Source organism: Pseudomonas sp. PSPC2-3 (assembly GCF_049898265.1).
Lineage (GTDB): Bacteria > Pseudomonadota > Gammaproteobacteria > Pseudomonadales > Pseudomonadaceae > Aquipseudomonas > Aquipseudomonas veronii.
Map to the genome: position 1 here is coordinate 142,045 of NZ_JAFCXJ010000009.1, position 12,023 is coordinate 154,067.

The following is a 12,023-nucleotide window of genomic DNA, read 5'->3' on the forward strand; positions in this document are numbered from 1 at the left end:
GGGCTCTCTAAACTGAAGATTTAAGAAGATCGTTGAAAGCGCGGGCGCGGCGCGTGACTTCCTGGGTGCTGTCGGCACCAAACAGGCCGTGTACCACGGCGAGCAAGTCGGCCCCGTGGGCCACCAGCGGTTCGGCATTCTCCAGGGTGACGCCGCCGATCACGCAGATCGGCAACTGCAGACGCGCGCGGGCCTGGGCCAGCATTTCGAGGCTGGCGGCAGGGGCGCCGGGCTTGGTGCTGGAGTTGAAGAAGCGGCCGAAGGCGACGTAGCTGGCGCCTTCTTTCGCGGCCTGTTCGGCCAGTTCGATCTGGCTGTGGCAGGTGGCGCCGATGATCGCCTTGGAGCCCAGCAACGCACGGGCCGTGGTCAGGGGACCATCGGTCTGGCCCAGGTGAACGCCGACGCCCAGGCGCGCGGCCAGTTCGGCGTCATCGTTGATGATCAGTTGGGTCTTGTAGCGCGAGCACAATTCGCGGAGTTTTTCCGCTTCACGCAGGCGCCGGGCCTCGTCGCTGCTTTTGTCACGGTACTGCAGCAGGGTCACGCCGCCATCCAGCGCCGCTTCGACGTAGGCGAGGAATTTGCCGGCCAATAATTGGCTGTCGGTAATGGCATAAAGGCCACGTAGTTTCATCGGGCAGGCCTCTTGGTGTTACGAGCAGAAATCCAGCGGCAGCCGGCGAGGCACGAACTGGCCCTGGCCGAGTTGTTCGGCGTCACGCAGGGTGCGCCAAGTGTAGTTGAGGGCCGATTGCACGGCGCTGACCAGGCCTTCACCCTGGGCGATCCGGCCCGCCAGCGCGCTGGCCAGCGTACACCCCGAACCGTGATAGCTGCCGGGCAGGCGCTGGCAGGTAAAGGTCTGGCGCGTGCCGTCGCGGCTGTACAGGCGGTTGTGGACTTGGTGCTCATCGCCATGGCCGCCGGTAATCAGCAGGTGCTTGATAAACGGCAACAGCTTTTCCGCGCATTCGTCCGCCGTGCCCTCAGGCAGTTCGGCAAGGATGCGTGCTTCAGGCAGGTTGGGCGTGGCGATCAGCGACAACGGCAACAGCCGCTCGCGCATGGCGTAGCCGACTTCGTCCTTGCCTAGGCTGCCGCCGCCGCCGGCGCGCAGCACGGGGTCGCACACCACCGGCAGGTGCGGGTGCGCCTGCAGCAGCTCGACCACGGTGTCGACCATCGCGGTGGAGCCGAGCATGCCCAGCTTGACCGCCGCCACTGGCGAATCGCTGAGCACGGCGTTGGCCTGGGCCAGCACCCACTCGCGGTCGAGCACGCGGAAATCACTGACGTTGACGGTGTTCTGCACCGTCAGCGCGGTAACGGCCGGGGCCGCATGGCAACCCTGGGCGAGCAGGGCTTCGATATCTGCCTGCAAGCCGGCGCCACCACTGGGATCATGGCCGGAGAGACAGAGGACAACGGGGCGAGAGCTGTAGATATTCATGGTGCGCGAGCTTACCACCAAACGCTTTTGGCGTGGCCGTCTGGCGATGGCTGAATTTTGCCCGGATCCATGGGCGGTTATGGCTGTTTGCTAGTATCGGATTTTAGTTGTGAAGTCCGCTGAAAGCCTTGTTCTAGAGCCTTTAGAAAAATTATATCAATGGTGTCTAATGGCCTTTAGCAGCTATGCTAAAGTGATTCGAAACAACTTACTGTATCGCCGGTATACGTCTTCTCAAAAGGAATGGGGGGCTTTTTGACATGACCGGACAGGTCACGCTGGGGCTCTATGCGTTATTTGCTGATTTTATTATTGTGCGGGCTACCGCTGCTCGCCGACGCCATTGAGTTCACCCAAGACACGCGAAGCCTGCCGCTGGGCCGGGCCATGCAAGTGCTCGAAGACCCGACCAACACCCTGACCATCGCCGATGTGAGCGCTCCCGCCGCTGCCACACAGTTCAAGCCCCACGACAAAGACACCCTCAACGCCGGCTATTCGCGCTCGGTGTTCTGGCTCAAGGTCAACCTGCGTTACCAGCCCAAGCCGCCTGAAACCCAGCGCACCTGGCTGCTGGAGTTGGCCTATCCGCCCCTCGACCACCTTGACCTGTACTTGCCCGACAGCACCGGCAACTATCGCCTGGCCGGTCGCACCGGGGATGCCTTGGCGTTCTCCAGCCGCGAGATTCGCCAGAACAACTACTTGTTCAAGGTCGACTTCACGCCGGGCGAAACCAAGACCGTCTACCTGCGCCTGCAAAGCGAAGGTTCGATCCAGGCGCCGCTGACGCTGTGGTCCAGCACTGCCTATCTGGAACAACAACCGCTGCGCCTATATGTATTGGGCCTGATCTATGGCGTGTTGCTGGGGATGCTGGTGTACAACCTGTTCATCTACCTCAGCGTGCGCGACACCAGCTACCTTTATTACATCTTCTATATCGCCTCGTTCGGTCTGTACCAGCTGTCGGTGAACGGTGCGGCGGTGGAGTATTTCTGGCCGAACAACCCCTGGTGGGCGAATGCCGCGACGCCGTTCATGATCGGCTCGGCGGCGTTGTTCGGCAGCTTGTTCGCCCGCAGCTTCCTGCACACCGCCCAGCACAGCCGCTGGATCAATCGCCTGTTGCTGGCGCTGGTGGCCTGTGGCGCGGTGGTGATGCTGCTCTCACTGATGACCAGCTACGCCCTCGCGCTGCGCCTGGCCACCGGCCTGGCGCTGGTGTTCACCGTGACTATCTTCGTCGCCGCCATCAAGGCCTGGTACTGCGGCCAGCGGGTGGCGCGTTATTTCATCATCGCCTGGTCGGCGTTCCTGCTGGGCGGCGTGGTCAACACCTTGATGGTGCTGGGTTACCTGCCGAATGTGTTCCTCACCATGTACGCCAGCCAGATCGGCTCGGCGATCGAAGTGGCGCTGTTGTCCCTGGCCCTGGCGGACCGCATCAACGCCATGCGCGAGCAACAGGCGCAGATCCTCTACGATGCGAGCCAGAAGCTCGAAGTGCTCAACCAGCAGTTGGCCCGCAGTAACCGGCTCAAGGACGAATTCCTCGCCACCCTGACCCACGAACTGCGCACGCCGATGAATGGGGTGATCGGCTCCCTGGAGTTGATGCAGACCGTGCCCCTGGACGACGACCTGGCGAACTACCAGCAAACCGCCGCCGGCTCGGCGCGGGACATGATGCGGATGGTCAATGGCATCCTCACCCTCACCGAGTTGCAGGCCGGGCGCCTGAGTGCCCAGCCCAGGGTGTTCAGCCTGCGCGGCGTGCTCGACACCTTGCGCCAGCAGTTCAGCGCCAGCGCCCAGAGCAAAGGCCTGGCCTTTTCCATCGATGTCGCCGACGACTTGCCCGATCGCCTGCGCGGCGATGCCGACAAACTCAGCCAGTGCCTGGATTGCCTGTTGGACAACGCCTTCAAGTTCACCCACGAAGGCGTCGTGCGTCTGCGGGTGGTCGGCGTGCCCCTGAGCGATGGCAGCGTGCGCCTGAGTTTTATCGTCACCGACACGGGCATCGGCTTTGCGTTCCTCGACGAGGCCACCCTGTACCAGCGGTTCTTCCAGCTCGATGGCTCGACGACCCGCGAATACGGCGGCCTGGGGATTGGTCTGGCGATCTGCCGGCAACTGATCGAATTACTCGGCGGGCGCCTCACCCATCATTCCGAACCGCGCAAGGGCAGTCGTTTTCAGCTGGAACTGGCGGTCACCCCGCTGCAGCCCGAGCCACGCCCGGCAAGCCCCGCGCACGCACGCACGCCTGCGCAGTGTGCGGTGCTGCTGGTGGACGACAACAGCGTCGGCCAGTTGGTGGTGCGCGGCATGTTGCTCAAGCTCGGTTATCGGGTGAAAACCGTCGACAGCGGGCCGGCGGCGTTGGCGGCGTTGCAGGGGGAAACCTTCGACGCAGTATTGCTGGATATACCGGAAGGCGGTTTCTCGTTGTGCTGTCAGATTCGCGCGTTGCCCGGCTGCGGCGAGTTACCGGTGATCGCCCTGAGCACCACGTTGAATGTGTCCGAACGCGAGCGCTGCCATGGCATCGGCATCACCGAGCGCCTGGTCAAACCAGTACGTTTCGACGCGCTGCAAGCGCTGCTGGAACGTCGGCTGCTGTGTCCGTCAGAGGGCGAAAGCGCCGGACATTCGGCGCGTATGCCACTTTTTTAAGCGAGATGACGGTGCTTAACTGAAATTCGGGCCGCAACTCCAGGTGGCCTTTTTTCCAGGAGGCCCGTCATGAACCTGCACCAGTTCGCCGAAACCCACGACGTCACCAACCAGCCGCCCTCCCTGGACGGCATCAACCTGTACCGCATCGATGTGCCGCTGCAAGACTGGTCGCACCGCTTCGGTGCCGGCTGGGCAGCACCGCGCTTCGATGCCTATGGCGCGTTGGCCGGTGGGCCGCTGATGGCGGCCGGGTTCCTGGCGAACCAGAACAAGCCGCAGTTCAGCAGCCATGACCGCTATGGTCACCGTGTCGACCTGGTGGAGTTTCACCCGGCCTACCATGAGCTGATGCACACCGCCGTCGAGCATGGCCTGCCGTCGCTGCCGTGGGCTCACCCACAATCCGGCGCCCATGTGGCCCGTGCTGCCCTGACGTACCTGCACAGCCAGGCCGAGGCCGGCACCGGCTGCCCGTTGACCATGACCTTTGCCTGCGTCCCGGCCCTGCGCCTGCAACCGGATCTGGCGCAGACCTGGCTGCCGAAAATCCTCAGCACCGACTACGACCCGCGCAACGTCGGCATCGCCCACAAGGCCGGTGCCACCATCGGCATGGCGATGACCGAGAAACAGGGCGGCACCGACGTGCGCGCCAACACCACGCGTGCTTACCCCGTGGGCGCGGCCGGTCCCGGCCAAGCCTATGAACTGGTGGGGCACAAGTGGTTCTGCTCGGCGCCGATGTGCGATGCGTTCCTCACTCTGGCCCAGACCGACAAGGGCCTCACCTGTTTCCTGCTGCCTCGGCACCGTCCGGACGACACGCGCAACCAGTTCTATATCCAGCGTCTGAAAAACAAACTCGGCAATTGCTCCAACGCGTCCAGCGAAGTGGAGTTCCGCGGCGCCCTGGCCTGGATGGTCGGCGAAGAAGGCCGTGGCGTGCCGACCATCATCGAGATGGTCGCCATGACCCGCTTCGATTGCATGGTCGGCTCCAGCGCCTTGATGCGCCAGGCGCTGACCCAGGCCAGCCATCATTGCGCCCATCGTTCGGTCGGCGGTCGCGTACTCAGCGAGCAGCCGCTGATGCAAAACGTGCTGGCCGACCTGGCGCTGGAAAGCGAGGCCTCGCTGGCCTTGAGCCTGCGCATGGGCCGCGCCCTCGATCATTTGGGCGATGAGCAGGAAGCCAAGTTCTCCCGGCTGGTGACGGCGGTGGGCAAGTATTGGATCTGCAAGCGCGCGCCGGCGATGATCAACGAAGCCGCCGAGTGCATGGGCGGTGCCGGTTATGTGGAGGACAGTATCCTGCCGCGCTTGTATCGTGAGGCGCCGGTGAATTCGACGTGGGAAGGTTCCGGCAATGTGCAGTGCCTGGACGTGCTGCGCGCCTTGTCCAAAGAACCGGGCGTGCTGGAAGCGCTGTTCGTCGAACTGGGCGACGGGCATGGCGACAGGCAGTTGGCGCGGCATGTCGAGCAACTGAAATCGGCGTTCATGGACACCCAGGATATCCAGTACCGCGCGCGGCAACTGACCGAGGACATTGCCGTAGCGTTGCAGGCCAAGTTGTTGCTGGAGGCCGGGAACGCGGCGGTCAGCGATGGGTTTATCGCCAGCCGTTTGGGCCAGTCGTCGGGACGGGTGTATGGCACCTTGCCACGTGGTGTGGATGTTGAGGCGATTGTCGCGCGGTCCACGCCACAGGCCCTTTGAATACACGCGGTCAACATGTGGGAGCTGGCTTGCCTGCGATCGCGGTGTGCCAGCCTCCCGATATGGCAATGACCCACCGCTATCGCGGGCAAGCCCGACTCCCACAGGGACTGAGCTCTTCTTGAGTAGGAATGCCAATTCAAAGTTTGCGTCTGGCCGGGATACAGGCAAGATAAAGGTCTGCAAGTCAGCACACAGGATGCTTACCGTGACCGAAGCTTTTGTTGTCGTTCAAACCGCCGAAGAAGCCGTGGACCGGCTGGCGGCTCTGCATGAGCGTGCTACCGGCGCGCTCAATCAGGCCCTCAAGCAATACCTCAAGGACCGCGTCGAGCCCGACGCCGAACAACGCGCGATGTTTCGTTACCCGGAGCTGCGCCTGACTTACCAATGCCATGGCGAAGTCCCACAGACCACCCGGGCGTATGCCAAGGTCCAACTGCCGGGGACTTACAGCGTCACCGTCACCCATCCGTCGGCATTCCGTAAATACCTGCTGGAGCAATTGGTGCCGCTGATGCACGACTTCACCGTGACGGTGGAAGTCGGCGTCAGTCAGCAGAATATTCCTTACCCGTATGTGGTCGAGCAGGGCGACGAACTGGCCGGCTCCGGCGTGACCGCCGCGACTCTGGCGCGGGTGTTCCCCAGCACCGACCTGTCGGCCGCCACCGATGGCATCGCCGACGGCCTGTACGACTGGGAAAACACCGACCCGCTGCCCCTGGCCCTGTTCGACGCGGCCCGCGTGGACTTTTCCCTGCGCCGCCTGGTGCATTACACCGGCAGCGATTGGCGCCATGTACAGCCGTGGATCCTGCTGACCAACTACCACCGTTATGTCGACCAGTTCATCCTGCATGGCCTGGAGCAACTGCGCAGCGACCCGCGTTTTATCCGCATGGTGTTGCCGGGCAACGTGATCATCGATAAGAGCATGGACCACGGCGAAGCGTCCGCCATTGCCGCAGGCGTGGTCTGGCACCGTTACCAGATGCCGGCCTACCACCTGCAGGCCACTGACGGCCACGGGGTGACGCTGGTGAACATCGGCGTCGGCCCGTCCAACGCCAAGAACATCACCGACCACCTGGCCGTGCTGCGTCCGCATTGCTGGCTGATGATCGGCCACTGCGGCGGCCTGCGCCAATCCCAGACCATCGGCGACTATGTCCTGGCTCACGCCTATATGCGCCGTGACGGCATTCTCGACCGCGTAGTGCCGCCAAACATCCCGATCCCGGCCCTGGCCGAAGTGCAGATGGCCTTGCAGCAAGCGGCGGCCAACGTCACCGGCGAAAAAGGCGAAGAGCTGAAAAAGCGCCTGCGCACCGGCACCGTGCTGACCTACGACGACCGCAACTGGGAACTGCGCTGGGCCCAGGAACGGCCGCTGATCAACCTGTCCCGCGCCGTCGCGGTGGACATGGAGAGCGGCACCATCGCCGCCCAAGGCTACCGTTTGCGTGTGCCTTACGGCACGTTGCTGTGTGTCTCGGACAAGCCGTTGCACAGTGAGATCAAGCTGCCGGGCTCGGCCAACGCGTTCTATGAACGGGCGGTCAGCCAGCACTTGAAGATCGGCATCGAAGCGGTCGACCTGTTGCGCACCGAGCTCAACTCGCTGCACTCGCGCAAACTGCGCAGCTTCGACGAGCCGCCGTTCCGCTAAGCGGTTGGGATGGTCATTTAGCGGTCAGGCCACTAGCATTGTCGGTCCTGACCGTTAGATGTTCCTTCGCCATGTCCCGTCCCAGCCGTCCCGATTCGCGTCGCCCTGGCGTGAAAGCCCCGTATTCCGCAGCCCGTCGCGTCGCCAAGGCGCCACCGGCCGAGCCGAAGCTGATCCTGTTCAATAAACCGTTCGACGTGCTGACCCAGTTCAGCGACGAAGGCGGGCGGGCGACCCTCAAGGATTTTATCGACATCCCCGGCATCTACCCGGCGGGCCGCCTGGACCGTGACAGCGAAGGCCTGCTGCTGTTGACCAACGACGGTCAATTGCAGGCGCGGATTGCCGACCCCAAGCACAAGCTGGCGAAAACCTACTGGGTGCAGGTGGAAGGCGAACCCACCGAAGAACAACTGCAACGCCTGCGCGACGGGGTGGAGCTCAACGACGGCATGACCTTGCCCGCCGAAGCCCGGCAACTGGACGAGCCTGAGTTATGGCCACGCAACCCGCCGGTGCGTTTTCGCAAAAGCGTGCCGACCCACTGGCTGGAGTTGGTGATTCGTGAGGGGCGAAACCGCCAGGTGCGGCGCATGACCGCGGCGGTGGGGTTGCCCACCTTGCGCCTGGTGCGCGTGCGGATTGGCGATTGGTCCATCGACGGCCTGGAGCAGGGCCAATGGAAGGCCGTGCCGGCGCGCTTATAAGGCGCCGGACTCGATCAGGCCGATCACCACGCTCTTGATGACGAACGCGGCCACGCCCAGGCCCAGCACGAAGAACAGAATGAACGAGCCAAAACGCCCGGCCTTGGATTTCTTCGCCAGGTCCCAGACGATGAAGCCCATGAAAATGATCAGAATCGTGACCAGGCCGGTCATCATCCATTCTTCGAATAGTGCGGGGTCAATCGAGTTCATTGGTTTCTTCCGACAGGGCAGGCGGCAAGTATACGGCAGTGCTCGGGCTGGGCATTGACCTGCGTCGGTGCGTCGCAGGCAGACTTCACGGTTGAAACACAGGCTGAATGTGGGAGGGAGCAAGCCCACTCCCACCTTTGACCGTCACCGATCTCAAGTACGCAGGTGGGTCAGCGGCAGCTCGGTGCTGTTCAATACCTGGTTCAGCACAAAGCTCGAGCGCACGCTGGTCACGCCTTCGATCCGAGTGAGGTGGCCCAGCAGCAGCTTCTGGTAGTGATCCATGTCGGGCACCACCACTTTCAACTGATAGTCGGCATCCATCCCGGTCACCAGGCTGCATTCCAGCACCTGCGGCAGGGTGCGGATGGCGGCTTCGAAGTTCTCGAAGCGCTCGGGGGTGTGGCGGTCCATGCCGATCAGCACGTAGGCGGTGAGGCTCAGGCCGAGCATCTTGCGGTCGAGCAGCGCGACCTGGCGGGCGATGTAGCCGTCGTCCTCCAATTGCTTGACCCGGCGCGAGCAGGGCGACGGCGACAGCCCGATACGCTCGGCCAACTCCTGGTTGGAGATCCTCGCGTCGCGCTGCAATTCCGCCAAAATACTCAGGTCGTATCGGTCAAGTTTGCTCATGGGGCTGGCCTTTGTCGTAACTATTGCGGTGAATTATCCCTTAAGGGTTAAAAATTGCGCAAGCACTGTTTATTGACGCAATCTTCGCAATCATCTGCCGGGGCGCTGCGCCTATGATTACCAACAGAATCACCGCCTGGACATAGTCCACTGCAGCTCGCCCAATCAGGCCCGCTGCGGCCGCCACCCCAGCAGGGTTGAGCCGGCCTCCAGGCTGCACACTGTCCACAAGACGGCGTGAGGTGAGCCAACGTCATAAGCGTTGAGCCAGGACGAAGTTCTCAAGGGGCGGCCGACGGGCTGCCCCTTTCTTTTTGCCTTAAGAAAATAGTTCTCGTGACTGATAACCTGTTCCAGAACCGGGCGAGGCTTTTCCAGTCTCATTGATAAGCCCTAAACCGCAGTGAGGAAGAGCATGAAGCGCATCTGGCGAATGGCAGGTGTTGGTTTGTTGGTGGTCAGCGTCAGCGCGCAGGTAACAGCGGACGAGCGCGATAATTCACCCGAGCGGCCGCAGGGCGGCGGGCAGCATGAACGCGGCCCTGAAGGTGGCGGGCGGCCCGAGAATAATCAGCCGCGCCCGCAGAACCCGCCGTCACGGCCCGAGAATAATCAGCCGCGCCCGCAGATCGCGCCGCCTCGGCCTGAGAACAATCAGCCACGCCCGGAGAACCCGCATTTTGATCGCGGCGGCCCGAACGGCGGCGGTCAGGGGCAAGGCCGGCCCCAGGGCAATGAGCCGGGTCGCCCGGCACCGCAGCCACAACCGTCGAACAGCCTGCCGATCCAGGGGCGGCCCGATACGGTGCGCCAGACCCAGGAACCGCGTGAGGGTTACTACCGCGATATCCCGCGCCGCAACGACGGCAATCAACATTGGGAGGCCGGTGGCCCCGGTTCACGTCCAGGCAACGACGGCGGTTACCACAATGAGCGTCCCGGTGATAATCGCTGGCCAGGTCGCCCCGATGGGCACGGCAACGGCTGGGGCCCCGGCCCGCAGTATCGCCCGGGGTATATGGTGGATCGTTTTCCCGAGCGTAATTACCGCGTGCCTTACCGTGGCCAGGATTATTTCTTCTCCGGCGGCTACTGGTATCGCCCGCAAGGCCCGCGCTATGTAGTGGTGGCGCCGCCATATGGCATCCGCGTGCATTACTTGCCGGACTACGCGCGCGAAGTGTGGGTGGGCGGTGCGCTGTTTTTCCTCGCGGCGGGTGCCTATTACACCTACGAAAACAGTACCCAGCAGTACGTGGTGGTGGAACCGCCGACCGCCGTACCGGCACCGCAGCCAGCACCCCAGGGTAACGGTTATGACGTGGTGGCCTATCCCGCCAACGGCCAGTCACCGGCGCAGGTGCAGCAGGATGGTTACGACTGTTATCGCTGGGCGGTGCAGCAAAGTGGCTTTGACCCGCAAGCGGTCACCTACGCTCCAGCCCCGGCAGTGGTGCAAGCCTACCGCCAGGCCCAGGGCAACTGCCTGAGCAGTCGCGGCTATCAGGTGCAGTACTAGGCCTGGGCGCCACTCACCACATCCAACGGGTCGGCGTGTACCAGCACTTCGGCCCGCGGGTAGGCTTTGTGAATGGCATCGGCGGCCTGGTCGCTGATGCCGTGGGCGACAGACAACGTCAATTCCCCCGGCAATTCCAGGTGCAGCTGCACAAACCAGTGGTTGCCGGAAATCCGCGTGCGCAAGTCGTGTGCGCCCAGCACGCCGGGTACGCCACGCGCCAATTCCAGCATGTGCTGGCTGACGTCCGGCGGCAGTTCTTCGTCCATCAGCACGGCAAAGCTTTCCCGGGCGATCTGGATCGCGCTCCACAGAATGTAGGCCGCGATGCCCAGGCCAAACCAGGCGTCGATCTGATGGAAGCCGAAACCGGCCAGGATCAGCGCAATCAAGATACTGCCATTGAGCAGCAGGTCCGAGCGGTAGTGCAGCGAGTCGGCGCGCACGGCGCTTGAGCCGGTTTCCCGCACCACGTGGTGTTGCAGGACCAGCAGGGCCACGGTCAGCGCCAGGGACAAGATAATCACGCCAATGCTCAGCCACGGCGCGCCTACCGGCTCGGGATGCTTGATCCGTTCGAATGCCTGCAACGCAATCAGCACCGCACTGCCGGCGATAAACAGCGCCTGCGCCATCCCGGCCAGCGACTCGGCCTTGCCATGCCCGTAACGGTGATCGTCATCGGCCGGGCGCAGGGCGTAATGCACCGCCAGCAGATTGAGCAGCGAGGTGACACCATCGAGTAGCGAATCGGTCAACCCGGCGAGCATGCTCACCGAGCCGCTGAGCCACCAGGCGATGGCCTTGGTCACAATCAGCACAGAGGCGACGCCCACCGACGCGCGGGTGGCCAGGCGCAAGAGCCGGGCGTGTTCGGGACTGCTGGTCATAAGCGGGTCAGATCCTTAGGCGGACGGTTGTAAGCCGAGGGCCGCCAGTTGTTGCACGCTGCCCTTGAACTGGATCATGCGCGGGTCGTCCAGCGGCAGCGTGCGACCGGTTTCCTGCTGGATGATGGTCTGCAGCTTGGCGGTGTCGACCTTGCCGTCGGCACCGATGGCTTGCTGCAGTTTCTCCGGGGCGACTTGTGCGGTCTTGCCCGGTTCGAAGTAGATCGCGCCGGTGGCGAAGTCGACGCCGAAGGCGATCAGGCCAGGGATCACGTAGAACAGCAGGCCCACGGCATCGAGCACGGCAATCGTCGGGTCGATCTTGCCGTCGATCTGGCCGCGACGGTCGGGATAGAAAATCGAACCGCAGGCCGTCAGTTGGCTCAGCAGAGTGACGGCGAGGACACCGCCGATGACACGGGAAGCGATACGCATGGAAAATCTCCTGTCAGTCACTGTAGGAGCGAGCTTGCTCGCGAAAGACGTTAACGATACCGCGTGCTGCCTGAATGTGCGTGGTGCTCTGTGATTT

The 12,023-nt window shown here is 63.2% G+C and carries 11 protein-coding genes; 5 read left to right on the forward strand and 6 right to left on the reverse strand.

Annotation, left to right across the window (positions count from 1 at the left end; genetic code table 11):
- Positions 1–7: 7 nt before the first annotated feature.
- Together thiE and ACP7E3_RS21385 are read right to left on the reverse strand one after the other, a co-directional pair.
- The gene (gene thiE, locus ACP7E3_RS21380; RefSeq protein ID WP_017848322.1) at positions 8–637 is read right to left on the reverse strand and encodes a thiamine phosphate synthase; all 630 of its coding nucleotides are present in this window, start codon (positions 635–637) and stop codon (positions 8–10) included.
- Positions 638–655: 18 nt separating this feature from the next.
- On the reverse strand, positions 656–1,453 hold the full coding sequence (locus ACP7E3_RS21385; protein ID WP_026140190.1) for a hydroxymethylpyrimidine/phosphomethylpyrimidine kinase: 798 nt from the start codon (positions 1,451–1,453) through the stop codon (positions 656–658).
- Between the two features lie 288 nt (positions 1,454–1,741).
- Between ACP7E3_RS21385 and ACP7E3_RS21390 the strand changes: the two genes are divergently transcribed.
- The 4 genes from ACP7E3_RS21390 (at position 1,742) to ACP7E3_RS21405 (ending at position 8,236) form a co-directional block, all read left to right on the forward strand.
- Positions 1,742–4,135: a hybrid sensor histidine kinase/response regulator gene (locus tag ACP7E3_RS21390; protein ID WP_057006087.1), complete on the forward strand. Its 2,394-nt coding sequence runs from the start codon at positions 1,742–1,744 to the stop codon at positions 4,133–4,135.
- Between the two features lie 69 nt (positions 4,136–4,204).
- On the forward strand, positions 4,205–5,857 hold the full coding sequence (locus ACP7E3_RS21395; RefSeq protein ID WP_177029865.1) for an acyl-CoA dehydrogenase family protein: 1,653 nt from the start codon (positions 4,205–4,207) through the stop codon (positions 5,855–5,857).
- 199 nt (positions 5,858–6,056) lie between these two features.
- On the forward strand, positions 6,057–7,529 hold the full coding sequence (amn, locus tag ACP7E3_RS21400) for an AMP nucleosidase (protein ID WP_164886999.1): 1,473 nt from the start codon (positions 6,057–6,059) through the stop codon (positions 7,527–7,529).
- Between the two features lie 71 nt (positions 7,530–7,600).
- Positions 7,601–8,236: a pseudouridine synthase gene (locus tag ACP7E3_RS21405; RefSeq protein ID WP_046381941.1), complete on the forward strand. Its 636-nt coding sequence runs from the start codon at positions 7,601–7,603 to the stop codon at positions 8,234–8,236.
- Here the strand turns inward: ACP7E3_RS21405 and ACP7E3_RS21410 are convergent.
- Both ACP7E3_RS21410 and ACP7E3_RS21415 read right to left on the reverse strand, forming a co-directional pair.
- Positions 8,231–8,440 carry a DUF2788 domain-containing protein gene (locus tag ACP7E3_RS21410; protein ID WP_026140189.1) on the reverse strand — a complete coding sequence of 70 codons (210 nt, stop codon included), beginning with the start codon at positions 8,438–8,440 and terminating at the stop codon, positions 8,231–8,233. The two genes, ACP7E3_RS21405 and ACP7E3_RS21410, sit on opposite strands and share 6 nt — an antisense overlap.
- 162 nt (positions 8,441–8,602) lie before the next feature.
- Positions 8,603–9,082, reverse strand: coding sequence for an Lrp/AsnC family transcriptional regulator (locus ACP7E3_RS21415; RefSeq protein WP_003194418.1), 480 nt, complete (start codon positions 9,080–9,082; stop codon positions 8,603–8,605).
- A 415-nt stretch (positions 9,083–9,497) separates the two neighbouring features.
- On the opposite strand from ACP7E3_RS21415, the gene ACP7E3_RS21420 reads away from it, so the two are divergent.
- Positions 9,498–10,601, forward strand: coding sequence for a DUF6515 family protein (locus ACP7E3_RS21420; RefSeq protein ID WP_169881761.1), 1,104 nt, complete (start codon positions 9,498–9,500; stop codon positions 10,599–10,601).
- On the opposite strand, the gene ACP7E3_RS21425 is transcribed toward ACP7E3_RS21420, so the two are convergent.
- Both ACP7E3_RS21425 and ACP7E3_RS21430 read right to left on the reverse strand, forming a co-directional pair.
- The gene (locus ACP7E3_RS21425; RefSeq protein ID WP_017848314.1) at positions 10,598–11,491 is read right to left on the reverse strand and encodes a cation diffusion facilitator family transporter; all 894 of its coding nucleotides are present in this window, start codon (positions 11,489–11,491) and stop codon (positions 10,598–10,600) included. The genes ACP7E3_RS21420 and ACP7E3_RS21425 overlap by 4 nt on opposite strands.
- Positions 11,492–11,506: 15 nt before the next feature.
- Positions 11,507–11,926 carry a hypothetical protein gene (locus ACP7E3_RS21430; RefSeq protein ID WP_017848313.1) on the reverse strand — a complete coding sequence of 140 codons (420 nt, stop codon included), beginning with the start codon at positions 11,924–11,926 and terminating at the stop codon, positions 11,507–11,509.
- Positions 11,927–12,023 lie beyond the last annotated feature (97 nt).